The sequence below is a fragment of the Pseudomonas sp. 43(2021) genome, assembly GCF_017490805.1.
In the GTDB taxonomy this organism is placed as follows: Bacteria; Pseudomonadota; Gammaproteobacteria; order Pseudomonadales; family Pseudomonadaceae; genus Aquipseudomonas.
This window is the reverse complement of the sequence record NZ_JAFGYJ010000009.1, coordinates 104,256-122,247: the sequence shown is the minus strand read 5'-3', so window position 1 is coordinate 122,247 and position 17,992 is coordinate 104,256. Positions and strand designations below refer to the sequence as shown.

Annotated in this window: 18 protein-coding genes; 13 read left to right on the top strand and 5 right to left on the bottom strand. The window is 63.9% G+C overall.

Going from position 1 to position 17,992, the window contains the following annotated elements; all coding sequences use genetic code 11:
* Positions 1-202: 202 nt before the first annotated feature.
* From J5M71_RS10420 to paaY, 5 genes are all read right to left on the bottom strand, one after another.
* Positions 203-856, bottom strand: a complete 654-nt coding sequence (locus J5M71_RS10420) for an HAD family hydrolase (protein ID WP_207832020.1) — start codon at positions 854-856, stop codon at positions 203-205.
* Between the two features lie 72 nt (positions 857-928).
* Positions 929-2,275, bottom strand: a complete 1,347-nt coding sequence (locus tag J5M71_RS10415) for an MFS transporter (RefSeq protein ID WP_207832018.1) — start codon at positions 2,273-2,275, stop codon at positions 929-931.
* Between the two features lie 169 nt (positions 2,276-2,444).
* Complete coding sequence (locus tag J5M71_RS10410) at positions 2,445-3,491, bottom strand: AraC family transcriptional regulator (protein ID WP_063914655.1); 1,047 nt, start codon at positions 3,489-3,491, stop codon at positions 2,445-2,447.
* 342 nt (positions 3,492-3,833) lie between these two features.
* A complete protein-coding gene (paaX, locus tag J5M71_RS10405; protein WP_207832016.1) occupies positions 3,834-4,757 on the bottom strand; it encodes a phenylacetic acid degradation operon negative regulatory protein PaaX in 924 nt (307 codons plus the stop codon).
* Between the two features lie 77 nt (positions 4,758-4,834).
* Positions 4,835-5,434, bottom strand: a complete 600-nt coding sequence (gene paaY / locus J5M71_RS10400; protein ID WP_207832014.1) for a phenylacetic acid degradation protein PaaY — start codon at positions 5,432-5,434, stop codon at positions 4,835-4,837.
* Between the two features lie 354 nt (positions 5,435-5,788).
* Between paaY and paaF the strand changes: the two genes are divergently transcribed.
* The 13 genes from paaF (at position 5,789) to J5M71_RS10335 (ending at position 17,965) form a co-directional block, all read left to right on the top strand.
* Complete coding sequence (paaF, locus tag J5M71_RS10395) at positions 5,789-6,562, top strand: 2,3-dehydroadipyl-CoA hydratase PaaF (protein ID WP_207832012.1); 774 nt, start codon at positions 5,789-5,791, stop codon at positions 6,560-6,562.
* 34 nt (positions 6,563-6,596) lie between these two features.
* Positions 6,597-7,388, top strand: coding sequence for a 2-(1,2-epoxy-1,2-dihydrophenyl)acetyl-CoA isomerase PaaG (gene paaG, locus J5M71_RS10390; RefSeq protein ID WP_207832009.1), 792 nt, complete (start codon positions 6,597-6,599; stop codon positions 7,386-7,388).
* Positions 7,389-7,390: 2 nt separating this feature from the next.
* On the top strand, positions 7,391-8,908 hold the full coding sequence (gene paaH, locus J5M71_RS10385) for a 3-hydroxyacyl-CoA dehydrogenase PaaH (RefSeq protein ID WP_207832007.1): 1,518 nt from the start codon (positions 7,391-7,393) through the stop codon (positions 8,906-8,908).
* Positions 8,901-9,341, top strand: a complete 441-nt coding sequence (gene paaI / locus J5M71_RS10380; protein WP_207832005.1) for a hydroxyphenylacetyl-CoA thioesterase PaaI — start codon at positions 8,901-8,903, stop codon at positions 9,339-9,341. The genes paaH and paaI overlap by 8 nt, the downstream gene beginning before the upstream one ends.
* Positions 9,334-10,554 carry a 3-oxoadipyl-CoA thiolase gene (gene pcaF / locus J5M71_RS10375; protein ID WP_207832002.1) on the top strand — a complete coding sequence of 407 codons (1,221 nt, stop codon included), beginning with the start codon at positions 9,334-9,336 and terminating at the stop codon, positions 10,552-10,554. The genes paaI and pcaF overlap by 8 nt, the downstream gene beginning before the upstream one ends.
* Positions 10,555-10,675: 121 nt before the next feature.
* The gene (gene paaK / locus J5M71_RS10370) at positions 10,676-11,995 is read left to right on the top strand and encodes a phenylacetate--CoA ligase PaaK (RefSeq protein WP_207832001.1); all 1,320 of its coding nucleotides are present in this window, start codon (positions 10,676-10,678) and stop codon (positions 11,993-11,995) included.
* Between the two features lie 257 nt (positions 11,996-12,252).
* Positions 12,253-13,242 carry a 1,2-phenylacetyl-CoA epoxidase subunit PaaA gene (gene paaA, locus J5M71_RS10365; protein ID WP_015270325.1) on the top strand — a complete coding sequence of 330 codons (990 nt, stop codon included), beginning with the start codon at positions 12,253-12,255 and terminating at the stop codon, positions 13,240-13,242.
* 25 nt (positions 13,243-13,267) lie between these two features.
* Positions 13,268-13,549, top strand: coding sequence for a 1,2-phenylacetyl-CoA epoxidase subunit PaaB (gene paaB / locus J5M71_RS10360; protein ID WP_013972614.1), 282 nt, complete (start codon positions 13,268-13,270; stop codon positions 13,547-13,549).
* A gap of 8 nt (positions 13,550-13,557) precedes the next feature.
* Complete coding sequence (gene paaC / locus J5M71_RS10355; RefSeq protein ID WP_207831999.1) at positions 13,558-14,316, top strand: 1,2-phenylacetyl-CoA epoxidase subunit PaaC; 759 nt, start codon at positions 13,558-13,560, stop codon at positions 14,314-14,316.
* Positions 14,303-14,836 carry a 1,2-phenylacetyl-CoA epoxidase subunit PaaD gene (paaD, locus tag J5M71_RS10350; RefSeq protein WP_207831996.1) on the top strand — a complete coding sequence of 178 codons (534 nt, stop codon included), beginning with the start codon at positions 14,303-14,305 and terminating at the stop codon, positions 14,834-14,836. Before paaC ends, paaD begins: the two co-directional genes overlap by 14 nt.
* Before the next feature lie 15 nt (positions 14,837-14,851).
* Complete coding sequence (gene paaE, locus J5M71_RS10345) at positions 14,852-15,928, top strand: 1,2-phenylacetyl-CoA epoxidase subunit PaaE (protein WP_207831994.1); 1,077 nt, start codon at positions 14,852-14,854, stop codon at positions 15,926-15,928.
* A 169-nt stretch (positions 15,929-16,097) separates the two neighbouring features.
* The gene (locus J5M71_RS10340; protein WP_046614155.1) at positions 16,098-16,406 is read left to right on the top strand and encodes a DUF485 domain-containing protein; all 309 of its coding nucleotides are present in this window, start codon (positions 16,098-16,100) and stop codon (positions 16,404-16,406) included.
* Positions 16,403-17,965 carry a cation acetate symporter gene (locus J5M71_RS10335; RefSeq protein ID WP_087502178.1) on the top strand — a complete coding sequence of 521 codons (1,563 nt, stop codon included), beginning with the start codon at positions 16,403-16,405 and terminating at the stop codon, positions 17,963-17,965. Before J5M71_RS10340 ends, J5M71_RS10335 begins: the two co-directional genes overlap by 4 nt.
* Positions 17,966-17,992: the final 27 nt, after the last annotated feature.

Below are 17,992 nucleotides of genomic sequence, written 5' to 3'. Positions count from 1 at the left end.
TTGATGGTGACTGCGGCCGAAGGTAGCTCATTCTTGAACGCTAGCGTGCAAACGTGGGGGTTAGCGATCACGCATGAGCTACCCCTGGTTCAACAGATGAGCTACCCTGCCCTTATAATATGACTCCAATGAATAACTACACTAAATATTCATTTTGTTTAGTTATATAAATTGCTTGTCCTATCTACCCCCTTCACAGCTCTCAATGCCACCGCAAAATCGGCCATCCCGCCGCGTCAGCATGCGCCCGCAACACGGGATCAGGATTGACTGTATGCGGCTTGGCGACCAGCGAAAGCAACGGCAGGTCATTGCGCGAATCCGAGTAGAAGTAGGCACCGTCCAACCCCTCGCCCTGCTCTTGCAGCCAGCTGTGAAGCCGCGTCACCTTGCCATCCCGGTAGGTCAATATCCCGCTGGTATTGCCGGTATAGGCGCCCTGCTGGTGTTCAAGGTCAATCGCCAGCGCTTCTTCTACGCCAAGTTGTTTGGCGATACGGCTCACCAGGAAGTGCGCAGACGCTGAAATGATCAGCAGGCGGTCCCCCTCTTCGCGATGTCGCGCCAGGCAGGCAACAGCGTCTTTATGGATGCGCGGGGTGATGACATCTTCCACGAAGGGAGCCACCGCCTCGGCCACCTCCTCTATCGTGCGGCCCACCAGGGGTGAGAGGCTGAAGGTCATGTACGCCTCCATGGCCAACTTGCCTTGCGCATAGAGCGCCATGAGTTCGCGGTCGCGCTCGATGAAGCTCGGCCCATCGACCCAACCGAGCGCGGCCATATGGCTGCTCCACAGGCTGGCACAGTCGCCATCGATAAGGGTGTCGTCCAGATCAAACAGTGCGAGGGCCATTGGCCACCTCCAAGGTACGGAATCAAGGGGCGACGGCCTTTTCAGCCATCGCCGGGTGAAATGACAATGGGATCAGCGAGTGGTTTGCGCGGATGTCGCGACACTGCCAGACGTCGTCTTGAATTCACTGACAGTCGCCTGACTTGCTGGGCGGCTGTTCCAGAATGGCACCAGCAGCAAACTGGCGAGCAACGCAGCGCCGGTGAAGACGAAGAACACAGTGAGGGTGTCGAAGTAGCCAGGCAGCAGCCCACCGAGGATCGCACCCACCGAGCCGCACCCGTTGACGAAGCCTGTGGCGGTGCCCGCGGACTCGCTGGTGCCGAAATCAATGGCGGCGGCGCCGCTGATCATCGAGTCTGGGCCATACAGCGTGACACCCATCATGAACAGCAAGCCGACCACCAGGTAGATGTTGCCGCTTTGCATTGTCGGCACGAACAGTATCAGCCACAGGGTCAGCGCCAGCAGGCTGATCACGCAGGCCGGCATGCGCCGAGCGCCGAACAGTCTGTCGGAGACGATGCCGATCAGAATCGGGCCGACCAGGCCCGCGACTTCGAACGCGGACGGCACAATGGCCGAAGCCACTTTGCCGATACTCGGCATGCGCTCGTAGACGATCACCGGCCCCCACATCAGGATTGCATAGCGAGCAGGCTTGAGCAGGAAATACGCTATTCCCAGCACCAGGACCGTACGATTGGCGAGCACCTTGCGCAGCGCCGTCCAGTAGTTCTCCCGTGGAACGTCGGTGCGCCCGGCCGACTGCGCCTCGTCTTCGACGGCGGGCAACCCTACATCCTGCGGGCGGTTGCGTTGCAGCAGGAAGAACAGCACGGCAACCACGAGCACGACGCCCGCCGAGGAGATGAACGCCATGCGCCAATCATGGGAGATCTGGTACGCCCACCACCCGGCGAACGGCGTTGCGACCAGGCCGCCGAACGCGTAGCAGGTGCTCCAGTAGCCCAGCACGCGGCCGCGTTCACGGGTAGCGAAGAAGCATCCGATGTTCTTGCACAGCCCGGACCAGCCCGTGGATTGCGCCAACCCCTGAATCACCATGCAGCTGGCGAAGATCGGTAACGTCGCGAAGGTGCCCATGGCCAGCGCGGCCAGGGCCGATACCACCAGCCCGCCAAGCACGACGACGCGGGTACCGTAACGGTCAGCGAAGACACCCCATGCGAACTGGCCTAGGGCATAGGCGGCCAGATACAGCGCGTCGAGGTTGGCCATGGCCGCTTTGTCGAGCATAAAGCTGGGGTCTTCGGCGATGCCCAGCTTGGCAACCGAAAAGGCCTTGCGGGTGAAATAGAACGCGGCATAGGCCAGCCACGTGATGATGAATATCTGAACGCGCCAGTGTCGAAGGGATTTCCAGTCATGGCGGGCGTTCTCAGGACTCTTGTACATGTTGTTGTCCTCTGTTGATTACCGCGACGTAGGCCTGGCACCCCTGCTCTGCTCGATCAAGGCGCCTGCCGGTAGGTATCCGGAACTTGCGAACCTGATCTTATAGCCTGGTCTAGACCAAGACTTGACCCTGCACGGGCGTGTTCAACGTGCAAAGTCAATTTTCAGTTCAGCAGTCTTCGCTACGCCACTGCCGCGGGCTTACGCCAAACCAGCGGCGAAAAGCCCGGGAGAACGCACTGGTCTCGGAGTATCCGAGCAAACCCGCCAGGTCAGACACCGGCCGTTTGGGCTGTCGCAGGTAGTGCACCGCCAGATCCCGGCGGACCCTTTCGACCAACTGGCTGAAGCTCAAGCCTGCCTCGCGCAGGTGGCGCTGCAGCCCGGCCGGACTGAGCTCCAGTGCCTGCGCGATCCTCTCCAGGCAAGGCTCTCCACAGCTCAGGGCAAGGCGCACCTGAGCGTCCGCCTCATCCAGCAGGTTGCGCCGCTGATCGTGCGCGCCCAGGCGCTGGAGCACGTCCTGGACCAGAAACAGCAAATTGGCATCGCGCTCTGGCATCAGCTGATCTTTCAGGTCAGCCTTGGGGACGAGCATCGAGTTGCAACCGCGACCAAAATAGACAGGCGCGCCGAACGCCTGCTGATGCACTTGCCAGTCCTGTGGGCGAGCGTGCTCGAAGCTGACCGCGAACGGCGCCCAGTCCTTGCCCAGCACGTGGCGTATCAGGTTAAGCGCCATGCCCATGGTCAGTTCGGCATCCTGTCGACGCACCAGAATGGCGCTGTGCCGCACCTGGTAATCGAAGCGATAACACTCGCCGCAGTCGACCAGCCGTACCAAGGTATCGTGCTGGTGGTAAGGAAACGCCGCCGCGAAATTGCGCAGGGCGTCCTCCAGCACATTGGACAACAACCCGACATAGCCCAGCAGCCCTAGGGCTTGGGGCTGAAACTGCAGACCGTAGTGCAAACCGAAGTTATCGCAGTGCGACTGGCGGGCCGCCTCTTCCAGCACCTGGCAGTAATTGGTGAGCGGCAGGCTCAGCGTGGGTTGGCGCAGGCTTTCGGGATTGACCCCGGCCCGTCCCAGTATCAGGTCAATATCGCCTCCGACGCCAGTGACGAACCCCTCCAGCCCACTGGCAGCAGCCGACAGGACGCCGAGGTTGCCCGCAACTGGCGGGACGGTGCAGCAGAGCAGTGGAGAATGCATGGTCTAGTCCAGTTGAGGTTCGGTGCCTGAGTAATGCAAACACCATGCCCTGCCTTCACCCCTCAAAAAAGGCACTTTGCAGCCAGAGCTGCGGCAACGGAACTGGGGTAATGGGTAACATCGCGTAACAATCAGCCACGCGACTGCAAAGAACGCCAGAATACCTGCGACGGGCAGGCATGGTCGGTCTTTGGACAGCAGCCTGCCTGCGGATCCCTTGCGCCTGGATCCGCATAATCAACTGGGCTTGCTTGAACACCTGCGTGCTACTGGTCTAGACCTGTTGGCGAGCTTTCATGCTTTTATGGCTGCCATATGAATGCCCGCCTCTGAACCCAATCCTCAAACAAGGCCGCCAAAACGCTTGTAGAAGCCTTCATTCACATCAGGTAAAGGCCCATCAGCCGTCTCCAGCGCGGTATTCAGCCATTCTTCTGCCTTGGCAAACACCAGGCGATAGAGGTTACGGCACAACTGTCGCGCAGCCCTTCCCTCCCAATCCCCTGGCAGCAGCTCGTCTGGCAGCTGCGGATCGCGCAGCAGCAGCCGGCGGTATTCGTGAATCAGCAGCGTGCGTGCCAGGAAGCAATCCTGGGCATCGAGCTGTTGCTGCTCTTTCAAGCCTTGCCATAGCGGCCTGAACAGCTGGATGAACTCGCTGTACTGCTGCCCCAGTTCGTCGATACGCCAGCTTTCCCGCACCTGGGCGCGCATGGCCTTGGAGGCGAGCACCTCCTGGGTGTGGGTTTCAAAGACGATGCTGTCGTCGCTGGCCTCCAGGTCACGCAAGGTGGCGGCCAGGTCGGCGCGGTCTGCCCGTGGGCAGCCCAGCAGGTTCGGCGCCATGGCACCAAACCCCTGCCACTCCAGCTCCTCACGCAAAGCCTTGCGCTTGCCGGCCTCCAGTTGCGAGAGCAACACCAGCGTCCAGGCACCGTCCCAGGCAGGCTGGCTGGGGCTGTAGACCCGTTTGAAGGCTTTCTCGAACCGCCGGCGGCCCGTACCGGTCAGGCTGTAGTAGCTGCGCCGGCCAACCTTTTCGGCGGTGAGCCAGCCTTCCTTGGTAAGGCGGAAGATCGACGTGCGAATCAGGCGCTCGTTGATGCCGATCGGCTCCAGCAGGTTGATCAGGCTACCCAGCCAGACGGTTCCGCCGTGGGGCTCGATGGCATCGCCGTACAAGGTGATGATCAGCGAACTGGCGCGGATCGGCGTCTGTTCCTGGAAGCGGGTGATCAGGTGATTCAGTGGGGCGAGATTGCTCATGGGCGAACTGTGCGCGGATAAAGCACCGACTATACCTGCGCGGCGGGCCGCCTGGCCATTGCGTGAGGTAGCCAGGCTCATGCCGATGCCTGGCCTTTGGGCCTGACGCCAGTGTCTTCCATGCGTGGGCGCTCGGGCTCGACCTCGGCCAATGGCGGGCATTCGACCATGCTGTTCATGCAGCGTTGCGCCAGGTGCTGGTACTCCGCCGTGCCGCGCTGCTTCCAGGCCAGTTCCTGTTCGGTCAGCGGGCGCTTGACCTGGGCTGGCGAACCCATCACCAGGCTTTGCGCTGCACATTCGAAGCCCGCCTTGACGAATGCCGTGGCTGCGACGATGCAGCGTGGTGCCACATGGGCGCCATCCATCACCACCGCGTTCATGCCGATCAAGGCGTCTTCGCCCACCCGGCAGCCGTGCAGCACGGCACCATGCCCGACATGCCCGTTGCGTTCGACCACCGTGTCGCCACCCGGGAAGCCATGCATCACGCAGGTGTCCTGCAGGTTGGCGCCCTCCTCCAGCACGATACGGCCGAAATCCCCCCGCAGCGATGCCAGTGGGCCGACGTAGCAACGAGGGCCGACGATGACATCACCGATCAGCACGGCACTGGGGTGCACGTAGGCTGTCGGGTGAACCACCGGCGTCAGGCCGTCCAGTCGATAGCAAGGCATGGCAAAGCTCCTGAAATGATTTGAGATGCACATCGATCTTGTATCACAAAGTAATTGAGCGTCAATTGCCAGGCTTGTGTATCGCTTTTGCTGGCGTGATTGCACTCGCGCAAATTCACCGAAATTCGCTGAAAAGCAGATGAATAAGCGATTAATCTGAAGCAAAAGCCAATCTGTCTAAACCGCAATCAACTCAAAAAGAGATACATGAAACAATTTTCAATGTTGCATTGATGTATCGCGTGATGCATATACTGGTTCCACCTGGACGTGATCCCGCATCACGCCCCTGCAAACAATTCCAAGAAATGCCGGCCCCACGATGTGCCGTGCGTGCAGCCAGAGGAACCCGACATGCCGCAATATCTCGATGTGCAGGCGTCTGAATACGGCGTCCAGCTCATTACCCTGCAACGGCCCGAGGCACTCAACGCCCTGTGCACCGAGTTACTGGCAGAGCTGGCCGCTGCACTGGAAGCGGCCGGGCAAGACGAGCAGACCCGCGCGGTGGTCATCACCGGCAGCCGCAAGGCATTCGCCGCAGGCGCCGATATCCGCGAGATGGCCGAGCGCGACCTGGTCGGCATCCTCAACGACCCCCGTGTGGCCCACTGGCAAAGCATCGCCGCTTTCGCCAAGCCGCTGATCGCCGCCGTCAATGGCTACGCCTTGGGTGGCGGCTGCGAACTGGTGATGTGCGCCGACATCGTCATCGCCGGCAGCGACGCTCGTTTCGGCCAGCCGGAAATCAACCTCGGCATTATCCCCGGCGCCGGTGGCACCCAGCGCCTGCTGCGGGCCGTAGGCAAGCCGCTGGCCATGCAAATGGTGCTGACCGGCGAGGCCATCAGCGCCCGGCATGCCTTGCAGGCCGGCCTGGTCAGCGAAATCACCCAGCCGGAACTCACCGTAGAGCGCGCCCTGCACGTCGCCCGCAGCATTGCCGCCAAGGCCCCGCTGGCGGTGCGCCTGGCCAAGGAAGCGCTGCTCAAGGCCGGCGATACCGACCTGGCCAGCGGGCTGCGCTTCGAACGCCATGCCTTCACCTTGCTGGCCGGCACTGCCGACCGCGACGAGGGCATTCGTGCCTTCCAGGAAAAACGCCAGGCCCGCTTCCAAGGCCGCTGATCATCTTTCCCTCGACTGACGGAGCGAGTCTGTCATGACTTTCCAGCACATCCTGTTTTCCATCGAGGACGGCGTCGCCCTCCTTTCGTTGAATCGCCCCGAACAGCTGAACAGCTTCAATACCGCCATGCACCTGGAAGTGCGCAAAGCGCTCAAACAAGTGCGCCAGAGCAGCGAAGCGCGGGTGTTGTTGCTGACTGCCGAAGGCCGTGGTTTCTGCGCCGGCCAGGACCTGTCCGATCGCAACGTCGCGCCAGGCGCCGAGATGCCGGACCTGGGCGAATCGATCGACACGTTCTACAACCCGCTGGTGCGCACCCTGCGCGACCTGCCGCTGCCGGTGATCTGCGCGGTCAACGGCGTGGCTGCCGGCGCCGGTGCCAACATCCCGCTGGCCTGCGACCTGGTGCTGGCCGCCCGCTCGGCCAGCTTCATCCAGGCCTTCTGCAAGATCGGCCTGGTGCCCGACTCCGGCGGTACCTGGCTGCTGCCGCGCCTGGTAGGCATGGCACGGGCCAAGGCCCTGGCCATGCTGGGCGAGCGCCTGGGCGCCGAACAGGCCCAGCAATGGGGGCTGATCCACCGCGTGGTGGACGATGCCGCACTGCGCGACGAGGCCCTCACCCTCGCCCGCCAGCTCGCCACCCAGCCCACTTACGGCCTGGCCCTGATCAAGCGCAGCCTCAACGCCAGTTTCGACAACGGTTTCGATGAGCAACTGGAGCTGGAGCGCGACCTGCAGCGCCTGGCCGGGCGCAGCGAGGACTACCGCGAAGGCGTGAGTGCCTTCATGAACAAGCGCACACCGGCATTCAAGGGGCGTTGATCATGAGCGCACTCGCAAGCAATGCGCAGGTGGCGGTGATCGGTGCGGGCGCCATGGGCGCAGGCATCGCCCAGGTCGCGGCCCAGGCTGGCCACCCGGTAAAGCTCTACGACAACCGCCCGGGCGCTGCAGCCCAGGCGGTGGCCGGTATTGACCGGCAACTTGCTCGCCTGGTGGAAAAAGGCAAGTTGCAGGCCACCGAACGGGACGCAATCAGCGCCCGGCTGTGCCCGGTGGACGCCCTGGATGCCTTGGCCGATGCCCGCCTGGTGATCGAGGCCATCGTCGAGAACCTGCAGGTCAAGCAGGCGCTGTTCAGCCAGCTGGAAGCCTTGTGCTGCGCTGACTGCATCCTCGCCAGCAACACCTCGTCGTTGTCCATCACCAGCCTGGCTGCCGGGCTGCAACGCCCGCAGCAGGTGGTCGGCATGCACTTCTTCAACCCGGCACCGCTGATGGCCCTGGTCGAAGTGGTCTCAGGCCTGGCCACCGCCCCGGCCGTTGCCGCGTGCATTCACGCCACCGCCCAGGCCTGGGGCAAGCAGCCGGTGCACGCGCGCTCCACGCCGGGCTTCATCGTCAACCGCGTGGCCCGGCCATTCTATGCTGAAAGCCTGCGCCTGCTGCAGGAAGGCGCAGCCGATTGCGCCAGCCTCGATGCGCTGCTGCGTGATGCCGGTGGTTTCCGCATGGGCGCGTTCGAGCTCACCGACCTGATCGGCCACGACGTCAATTACGCCGTCACCTGCTCGGTCTTCGATGCTTTCTATGGTGACTTCCGCTTCCAGCCTTCGCTGGTGCAAAAAGAGCTGGTGGACGCGGGCCGTCTCGGGCGCAAGACCGGCCAAGGTTTCTATAGCTATGCCGAAGGCGCCGAACGCCCGCAACCAGCCGAACTGCATGGCGCTGCCATCGTGGATGCCTGCGTCGTCGAAGGCGACCTGGGGGTGATGCAGCCGCTGGTCCAGCGCCTGCGCCAAAGCGGCGTCGCCGTCACCCAGCGCGCCGGCAGCGGCCTGATCCAGGTGGGCGATGCCACCCTGGCACTGTCCGATGGCCGCCTGGCCAGCCAGCGCGCCCGGGAAGATGGCCTGCGCAACCTGGTGCTGCTCGACCTGGCCCTGGACTACGGCACCGCCACCCGCCTCGCCATCAGCTGGTCGGCCGACACCAGCGACAATGCCCGCGACCAGGCGGTGGCCTTGCTGCGGCGTGCCGGCCTGAAGGTAACCGCAGTCGCCGACCTGCCCGGCCTGGTGGTGCTGCGTACCGTGGCGATGCTCGCCAACGAGGCCGCCGATGCGGTGCTGCACGGCGTCGCCAGCGCCGCCGACATCGACCTGGCCATGCGCGCCGGCGTCAATTACCCCCGCGGCCCGCTGGCCTGGGCCGCGAACATCGGCATCCCCCACACCCTGCGCGTGCTCGACAACCTGCAGCGCAGCTACGGCGAGAGCCGCTACCGCCCTTCCCTGCTGTTACGCCGCTGCGAAGCCAAAGGAGGCACCCTGCATGACTGAAGTCGAACTGGCACAAGCCTGTGCCGAGGCCATGTACGCCCGCGACCAGGCCACCCAGGGCCTGGGCATCCGCCTGCTGGAAGCCGGCCCGGGCCAGGCATGCCTGCGCATGCCGGTACGCGCCGACATGATCCAGGGCCATGGCACCTGCCATGGCGGCTTCCTGTTCGCCCTGGCCGACTCGGCGTTTGCCTTTGCCTGCAACAGTTACGACCAGGCCACCGTCGCCCTGGGCTGCAGCATCGACTACCTGGCCCCGGCGCTGCGCGATGACGTGCTTACCGCCCGCGCCAGCGAGGTCAGCCGCAAGGGCCGCACCGGCCTGTACGAGGTCCGCATCGAGAACCAGCGCGGTGAGCTGGTGGCGATGTTCCATGGCAAATCCTACAAAGTGCGCGGCACTGTGCTGGCGCAGGAGACGCAAGATGACTGAACACACCCTGGCCGATGCCTTGATCATCGACGCCGTGCGCACACCCATTGGCCGTTATGCCGGGGCCTTGAGCGGCGTGCGCGCCGATGACCTGGCCGCCATCCCGCTCAAGGCCCTGATCCAGCGCCACCCCGAACTGGACTGGAAAGCCATCGACGACGTCATCCTCGGCTGTGCCAACCAGACTGGCGAGGACAACCGCAACGTGGCGCACATGGCCAGCTTGCTGGCCGGGCTGCCGATCGAAGTGCCGGGCACCACCATCAACCGCCTGTGCGGCTCCGGCCTGGATGCCATCGGCAATGCGGCCCGCGCCCTGCGCTGCGGCGAGGCCGGGCTGATGCTGGCCGGTGGCGTGGAGTCGATGTCACGCGCGCCGTTCGTCATGGGCAAGTCGGAGCAGGCATTCGGCCGCGCAGCCGAGCTGTTCGACACCACCATCGGCTGGCGTTTCGTCAACCCGCTGATGAAGGCGGCCTTCGGTACCGATTCGATGCCGGAAACGGCCGAGAACGTTGCCGAACAGTTCGGTATTTCCCGCGCCGACCAGGACGCCTTCGCCCTGCGCAGCCAGCACAAGGCCGCTGCCGCCCAGGCCCGCGGGCGCCTGGCACGGGAAATCGTGCCGGTCGAGATCCCGCAGCGCAAAGGCCCGGCCAAAGTGGTCGAGCACGACGAACATCCCCGCGGCGACACCACCCTGGAGCAACTGGCCAGGCTCGGCACCCCGTTCCGCGAGGGCGGCAGCGTCACCGCCGGCAATGCTTCCGGGGTCAACGACGGTGCCTGTGCCCTGCTGCTGGCCAGCAGCGCCGCCGCCCACCGCCATGGCCTGAAGGCCCGCGGCCGCATCGTCGGCATGGCGGTGGCCGGGGTCGAACCACGGCTGATGGGCATCGGCCCGGTGCCGGCTACCCGCAAGGTGCTGGCGCTTATCGGGCTGTCGCTGGCCGACATGGACGTCATCGAGCTCAACGAGGCCTTTGCCGCCCAGGGCCTCGCGGTACTGCGCGAGTTAGGCCTGGCCGACGACGACGAGCGGGTCAACCGCAACGGCGGTGCCATCGCCCTCGGCCACCCGCTGGGCATGAGCGGTGCACGCCTGGTCACCACCGCGTTGCACGAGCTGGAAGAAACTGCCGGACGCTACGCCCTGTGCACCATGTGCATCGGCGTTGGCCAGGGCATCGCGATGGTCATCGAACGCCTCTGAGCGGTTCAGACCATCGGCTTGTTACCGAACCGAACGCAGCCGTATATGCTGCGCTCATGACACTCACCACGCGGCCTGCAACCGGGACTGCGCGGCGTACAAGAACAATTCGAGTGAAGCCATGAACATGTACCATGATGCCGATCGTGCCCTGTTGGACCCGATGGAAACCGCCAGTGTCGACGCCCTGCGCCAGCACCAGCTGGAGCGCCTGCGCTGGAGCCTGAAGCACGCCTATGACAACGTGCCGCTGTATCGCCAGCGCTTTGCCGAGTGTGGCGCCCACCCCGACGACCTCAAGTGCCTCGAAGACCTGGCGAAGTTCCCTTTCACCGGCAAGAACGACCTGCGCGACAACTACCCCTACGGCATGTTCGCCGTGCCCCAGCAGGAGGTGGTGCGCCTGCACGCCTCCAGCGGCACCACCGGCAAGCCGACGGTGGTCGGCTACACCCAGAACGACATCGACACCTGGGCCAATGTGGTCGCCCGCTCGATCCGCGCCGCGGGTGGGCGCAAGGGTGACAAGGTGCATGTTTCCTACGGCTACGGCCTGTTCACCGGCGGGCTTGGCGCGCATTACGGTGCCGAGCGCCTGGGCTGCACGGTGATCCCCATGTCCGGTGGCCAGACCGAGAAGCAGGTGCAGCTGATTCGCGACTTCCAGCCCGACATCATCATGGTCACCCCCTCCTACATGCTCAACCTGGCCGACGAGATCGAGCGCCAGGGCATCGACCCGCACGACCTCAAGCTGCGCCTGGGCATATTCGGCGCCGAGCCATGGACCGACGAGTTGCGCCGCTCGATCGAGCAACGGCTGGGTATCGATGCCCTCGACATTTATGGCCTGTCGGAAATCATGGGGCCTGGGGTGGCGATGGAGTGCATCGAAACCAAGGATGGCCCGACCATCTGGGAGGATCATTTCTACCCCGAGATCATCGACCCGGTCACCGGCGAGGTGCTGCCGGACGGCCAGCTGGGCGAACTGGTGTTCACCTCGCTGAGCAAGGAAGCGCTGCCAATGGTGCGCTACCGCACCCGCGACCTCACTCGACTGCTACCCGGTACCGCACGGCCGATGCGCCGGATCGGCAAGATCACTGGCCGCAGCGATGACATGCTGATCATTCGCGGGGTCAACGTGTTCCCGACCCAGATCGAGGAGCAGGTGCTAAAAATAAAACAGCTTTCAGAAATGTATGAGATTCATCTGTATCGCAATGGAAACCTGGACAGCGTCGAGGTGCATGTGGAATTGCGCGCAGAGTGCCAGCACCTCGATGAAGGCCAGCGCAAGCTGTTGACCGCGGAACTGACCAGGCAGATCAAGACCTATATCGGCATCAGCACCCAGGTGCGCCTGCAGCCCTGCGGCATGCTCAAGCGTTCCGAGGGCAAGGCTTGCCACGTGTTCGACAAACGGTTGGCCAGCTGATTCATTCGGCTGCCTTTTCGGCCCCGGCATCGTCCGGGGCTTTTTTTTGCGTTTTTTCGGCTGGCCTCTTCGCCGGTAAACCCGCTCCCACAGGAATCGCATCATGCCTGGGGCTGCACATGACCTGTGGGAGCGGGTTTACCCGCGAAAGGGCCACCAATGTGATACACAAATCTTATTTGATACACACAAATGTGTTTGACGTTATGTTTTGTATCGCTTACAAATGGCTCATGCCTTAGCAGGAGTCGGAACACATGTACGCACAGCTAGTGGAAACCGGAGTAAAGCGCGTCAAGTCGCTGGAAGAGATGTCGCCCGAGGAGCGCAACTTCCAGGAAAAGATCGACGCCGAAATCAAGATCGAAGCCAAGAACTGGATGCCCGAGGCCTATCGCCAGACCCTGATCCGGCAGATCTCCCAGCACGCCCACTCGGAAATCGTCGGCATGCTGCCCGAAGGCAACTGGGTTACCCGCGCCCCAAGCCTCAAGCGCAAACTGCAGCTGATGGCCAAGATCCAGGACGAAGCCGGCCACGGCCTGTACCTGTACAGCGCCATGGAAACCCTGGGCGCCGACCGTGACGAAGAAATTGCCAAGCTGCACAGCGGCAAGGCCAAGTATTCGAGCATCTTCAACTACCCCACCCTCAGCTGGGCCGACATGGGCGCAGTAGGCTGGCTGGTGGATGGCGCTGCCATCGTCAACCAGGTGGTGCTGCAGCGCACCTCCTACGGCCCCTACTCACGCGCGATGATCCGCATCTGCAAGGAAGAGAGCTTCCACCAGCGCCAGGGCTACGAAATCCTCCTGACCATGATGCGCCACGGCACCCAGGCCCAGCGGGACATGGTCCAGGACGCGATCAACCGCCTGTGGTGGCCGGCGCTGATGATGTTCGGCCCCAGCGACGAGCATTCCCCGAACAGCGCCCAGTCCATGGCCTGGAAGATCAAGCGCCAGACCAACGATGAACTGCGCCAGCGCTTCATCGACCAGACCGTGCCGCAGCTCGAACTGCTCGGCTGCACCGCCCCCGACCCCGAACTGAAGTGGAACGCCGAGCGCGGCCACTACGACTTCGGCGAAATCCAGTGGGACGAGTTCTACGAAGTGATCAAGGGCAATGGCCCGTGCAACCAGGAACGTGTCGCCACCCGGCGCAAGGCCATCGAGGACGGCGCCTGGGTACGCGAGGCCGCCGTGGCCTACGCGCGCAAGCAACAGAACAAGAACGCCGCCTGAGCGGCGAATGATGCGGAGATCGAAAATGTCTGTCTGGACCCTCTACGAAGTGTTCGTGCGCAGCAAGCACGGCCTTAACCACAAGCATGTCGGCAGCGTGCACGCCGCCGATGCCGCCATGGCCATCGAAAACGCCCGTGAGCTGTACACCCGCCGCAGCGAAGGCGTCAGCCTGTGGGTGGTGCCCTCGGCACTGATCACCGCCTCTTCCCCCGACGAGAAAGACCCGCTGTTCGCCCCGGCGGACGACAAGGTCTACCGCCATGCCAGCTTCTACGAACTGCCCGACGAAGTCGGACACATGTGAGGTTGGCCATGCACAACGAAACCCTTATCCCCTACCTGCTGCTGCTCGGCGACAGTGCCCTGGTGCAGGGCCAGCGCCTTTGCGAATGGTGTGGCCGCGCCCCGGCCATCGAAGAAGAGCTGGCCCTGATGAACGTCGGCCTCGACCTGGTCGGCCAGGCGCGCAACTGGCTGGAGTACGCCGCCGAGCTGCTCGATGACGGCCGTGACGCCGACGCCCTGGCCTTCCGCCGTGACGAGCGGGCCTATCGCAACCTGCTGCTGGTCGAGCAGCCCAACGGCGATTTCGCCGTGACCATGACCAAGCAGTTTTTCTATGACGCCTGGCATTACGCCGTGCTTCAGGGCCTGGTCAGCTCGAACGACGAACGTATAGCCGGTATCGCCGCCAAGGCCCTGAAGGAAGTCACCTACCACCTGCGCCGCTCCAGCGAGTGGGTGCAACGCCTGGGCGGTGGCACCGAAGAAAGCCGCCAACGCATGCTCGCGGCCATCCCTGCACTGTGGCGCTTCACCGTCGAGTTGGCCGCCGGCAGCGACAATGAAGTGCACCTGGCGCAAGCGGGTGTCGCCGCCGACCCGGCTGCCGTCGGCGCTGCCTGGCTCAAGCAGGTTGGCGAGACGTTCTCTTCGGTCGAGCTGCCGCTGCCCAAGGCCGCCAGCCACTTTTACCTGGACGGTCGCAAAGGCCTGCACACCGAGCACCTCGGCCTGCTGCTGGCCGAAATGCAGTTCCTGCCAAGGGCGTACCCCGATGCAACCTGGTGAGCTGATTGCCGGCGACCGTGGCGCCCGCGCACAGCAAAGCGACGACCTGGCCCGGGCCTGGGCGGTACTGGCCCAGGTCATGGACCCGGAAGTGCCCGTGGTCAGCGTGGTCGACCTGGGAATCGTGCGTGACCTCGACTGGCACGCCGGCCACCTGCACCTGGTGGTCACGCCGACCTACTCCGGCTGCCCGGCCACCGAGGTGATCGAGGGTGATATCCGCCAGGCGCTGGAACAGGCCGGTTTTCCCGCGCCAGCCCTGGAGCGCCGGCTGACCCCGGCCTGGAGCACTGACTGGATCAGCGAACTGGGCCGCGAGCGACTGCGCGCCTATGGCATCGCCCCGCCACAGGGCAGCACCAGCAAGCGCAGCCTGCTCGGCGAGGCGCCCCAGGTGTGCTGCCCGCAGTGCGGCAGCGCCCATACCGAATTGCTCAGCCAGTTCGGCTCCACCGCCTGCAAGGCGCTGTACCGCTGCCGCGAGTGCCTGGAGCCGTTCGACTATTTCAAATGCATTTGAGCCGTGGAGAACGCCATGAGCCAGTTTCACAGCCTGACCATCAAGCAAGTGCGCAACGAGACCCGCGATGCGGTGTCGATTGCCTTCGACGTGCCCGAGCACCTGCAGGCGCAGTTCCGTTTCACCCAGGGCCAGTACCTGGTCATGCGTACCCGGCTGGACAACGAAGAAGTCCGCCGTTCCTACTCCATCTGCAGCGCCGTGCAGGACGGCGAGCTGCGTGTGGCGGTAAAGCGGGTGCCTGGCGGGCGCTTCTCGGCATTTGCCAATGACATGCTCAAGGCCGGCCAGCAGCTGGAAGTGATGCCGCCATCGGGCAGCTTCTTCGTGCCGTTGGACCCGGCCCGCCAGGGCAACTATCTGGGCGTGGCTGCCGGCAGCGGCATTACCCCGATCCTGTCGATCATCGCCACTACCCTGGCCAGCGAGCCACACAGCCGCTTCACCCTGCTGTACGGCAACCGCTCAAGCTCCGGCGCACTGTTCCGCGACAAGCTGGAAGACCTGAAGAATCGTTACCTCGACCGCCTGAACCTGATTTTCGTGTTCAGCCGCGAGCAGCAGGATGTCGACCTGTACAACGGCCGCATCGACGCCGACAAGTGCGGCCAGTTGTTCTCCCGCTGGATGGACGTTGCCAGCCTGGATGCTGCGTTCATCTGCGGCCCGCAGGCGATGACCGAGACGGTGCGCGACAGCCTGCGGGCCAATGGTATGGCCAAGGAACGCATCCATTTCGAGTTGTTTGCCGCCGCTGGCAGCGAAACCCGTCGTGAAGCCCGCGAGGCGGCGCGCCAGGTGGACTCGGCGCTCAGCCACATCACCGTGATCAGCGACGGCCGCGCCCTCACCTTCGACCTGCCACGCAACACCCGGAACGTGCTGGACGCCGGCAATGCCATCGGCGCCGAGCTGCCTTATTCGTGCAAGGCCGGCGTGTGCTCGACCTGCAAGTGCCGGGTAATCGAGGGCGAAGTGGAAATGGACAGCAACCATGCCCTGGAGGACTACGAAGTGGCGGCCGGGTATGTGCTGTCGTGCCAGACCTACCCGGTGAGCGACAAGGTAGTGCTCGATTTCGACCAGCTCTGAAACCGCGTCGCCTGCTTCGCGGGCGCGCCCGCTCCCACAGGGACTACACAAGACCTGAGAGCAGCGCCCTACCTGTGGGAGCGGGTTCACCCGCGAAGAGGCCATCAGCAACACCGCAACACCCGCGTGACCTCAACAAAACAATTACAACACCCAGAGATCGCAACCCATGACACCCGAACGCATCGAAAGCATCGTCAACCACCCCGACTTCCAGCACCTGGTACAGCGCAAACGCCGCCTCAACGGCAGCCTGACCCTGGCCATGCTGGTGATCTACTACGGCTTCGTCCTGCTGGTGGCGTTTTCCCCCAGCACCCTCGGCCAGTCCCTCAGCGGTGGCGTCACCACCGTCGGCATGCTGGTGGGCGTGCTGATGGTACTGCTGTCCTTCGCCCTGACCGGCATCTATGTGCACCGCGCCAACAACGTGCTCGACCCGCTCAACGACAAGGTCAAGCAGGAGTGCGCACAATGAACTGGACCGCCATCTCGATGTTCATGGTGTTCGTCTGCTTCACCCTGCTGGTCACCCGCTGGGCTGCCATGCGCACCCGCTCGGCCAGCGACTTCTACACCGCCGGCGGGGGCCTGACCGGCATGCAGAACGGCCTGGCGATCGCCGGCGACATGATCAGCGCCGCCTCGTTCCTGGGCATTTCGGCAATGATGTTCATGAACGGTTACGACGGCCTGCTGTATGCCCTTGGCGTACTGGCCGGCTGGCCGATCATCCTGTTCCTGATCGCCGAACGCCTGCGCAACCTGGGCAAGTACACCTTTGCCGACGTGGTCAGCTACCGCCTGGCGCAAACCCCGGTGCGCCTGACCTCGGCCTTCGGCACCCTGGTGGTGGCGCTGATGTACCTGGTGGCGCAGATGGTCGGTGCCGGCAAGCTGATCGAACTGCTGTTCGGCATCAGCTACCTGTACGCGGTGATGCTGGTGGGCGTGCTGATGGTCGCCTACGTCACCTTCGGCGGCATGCTTGCCACCACCTGGGTGCAGATCATCAAGGCGGTGATGCTGCTGTCGGGTACCAGCTTCATGGCCTTCATGGTGCTCAAGCATTTCGGCTTCAGCACTGAGGCGATGTTCGCCAGCGCCGTGGCCGTACATGCCAAGGGCCAGGCGATCATGGCCCCCGGCGGCCTGCTGTCCAACCCGGTGGACGCTATTTCCCTGGGCCTGGGCATGATGTTCGGTACCGCCGGCCTGCCGCATATCCTGATGCGCTTCTTCACCGTCAGCGATGCCAAGGAAGCGCGCAAGAGCGTGTTCTATGCCACCGGGTTCATCGGCTACTTCTACCTGCTGCTGATCGTCATCGGCTTTGGTGCCATCGTCATGGTCGGTACCGAACCGTCCTACCGTGACGCCACCGGCGCGATCATCGGCGGCGGCAACATGGTCGCCGTGCACCTGGCCCAGGCGGTAGGTGGCAATCTGTTCCTCGGCTTCATCTCCGCCGTGGCCTTCGCCACCATCCTGGCGGTGGTCGCCGGCCTGGCGCTGTCAGGCGCTTCGGCGGTTTCCCACGACCTGTATGCCTGCGTGGTGCGCCAGGGCAAGGCCAGCGAACAGGAAGAAATGCGCGTGTCGCGTATCGCCACCCTGCTGATCGGCCTGCTGGCGGTCATCCTCGGCCTGATGTTCGAATCGCAGAACATCGCCTTCCTCTCCGGCCTGGTGCTGGCTGTGGCCGCCTCGGTCAACTTCCCGGTGCTGCTGCTCTCGATGTTCTGGAAAGGCCTGACCACCCGCGGCGCGGTGTGCGGCAGCATGGCTGGCCTGGTCTCGGCGGTGCTGCTGGTGGTACTGGGCCCGGCGGTGTGGGTCAACGTGCTGCATAACGAAAAGGCGCTGTTCCCCTACAGCAACCCGGCGCTGTTCTCCATGAGCCTGGCCTTCCTCGGCGCCTGGGTGTTCTCCGTCACCGACAGTTCCGAACGCGCCAATCAGGAACGTGGCCGCTACCTGGCCCAGTTCATCCGCTCCATGACCGGAATCGGCGCTGCCGGCGCCAGCAAGCACTGACTACCAGGGAAGAACAACCATGTCGGG

Bases quoted from the DNA above. Each gene is read 5' to 3' on its own strand.
- J5M71_RS10420 (WP_207832020.1), bottom strand. From the start codon at position 856: ATGGCCCTCGCACTGTTTGATCTGGACGACACCCTTATCGATGGCGAC.
- J5M71_RS10415 (WP_207832018.1), bottom strand. From the start codon at position 2,275: ATGTACAAGAGTCCTGAGAACGCCCGCCATGACTGGAAATCCCTTCGA.
- J5M71_RS10410 (WP_063914655.1), bottom strand. From the start codon at position 3,491: ATGCATTCTCCACTGCTCTGCTGCACCGTCCCGCCAGTTGCGGGCAAC.
- paaX (WP_207832016.1), bottom strand. From the start codon at position 4,757: ATGAGCAATCTCGCCCCACTGAATCACCTGATCACCCGCTTCCAGGAA.
- paaY (WP_207832014.1), bottom strand. From the start codon at position 5,434: ATGCCTTGCTATCGACTGGACGGCCTGACGCCGGTGGTTCACCCGACA.
- paaF (WP_207832012.1), top strand. From the start codon at position 5,789: ATGCCGCAATATCTCGATGTGCAGGCGTCTGAATACGGCGTCCAGCTC.
- paaG (WP_207832009.1), top strand. From the start codon at position 6,597: ATGACTTTCCAGCACATCCTGTTTTCCATCGAGGACGGCGTCGCCCTC.
- paaH (WP_207832007.1), top strand. From the start codon at position 7,391: ATGAGCGCACTCGCAAGCAATGCGCAGGTGGCGGTGATCGGTGCGGGC.
- paaI (WP_207832005.1), top strand. From the start codon at position 8,901: ATGACTGAAGTCGAACTGGCACAAGCCTGTGCCGAGGCCATGTACGCC.
- pcaF (WP_207832002.1), top strand. From the start codon at position 9,334: ATGACTGAACACACCCTGGCCGATGCCTTGATCATCGACGCCGTGCGC.
- paaK (WP_207832001.1), top strand. From the start codon at position 10,676: ATGAACATGTACCATGATGCCGATCGTGCCCTGTTGGACCCGATGGAA.
- paaA (WP_015270325.1), top strand. From the start codon at position 12,253: ATGTACGCACAGCTAGTGGAAACCGGAGTAAAGCGCGTCAAGTCGCTG.
- paaB (WP_013972614.1), top strand. From the start codon at position 13,268: ATGTCTGTCTGGACCCTCTACGAAGTGTTCGTGCGCAGCAAGCACGGC.
- paaC (WP_207831999.1), top strand. From the start codon at position 13,558: ATGCACAACGAAACCCTTATCCCCTACCTGCTGCTGCTCGGCGACAGT.
- paaD (WP_207831996.1), top strand. From the start codon at position 14,303: ATGCAACCTGGTGAGCTGATTGCCGGCGACCGTGGCGCCCGCGCACAG.
- paaE (WP_207831994.1), top strand. From the start codon at position 14,852: ATGAGCCAGTTTCACAGCCTGACCATCAAGCAAGTGCGCAACGAGACC.
- J5M71_RS10340 (WP_046614155.1), top strand. From the start codon at position 16,098: ATGACACCCGAACGCATCGAAAGCATCGTCAACCACCCCGACTTCCAG.
- J5M71_RS10335 (WP_087502178.1), top strand. From the start codon at position 16,403: ATGAACTGGACCGCCATCTCGATGTTCATGGTGTTCGTCTGCTTCACC.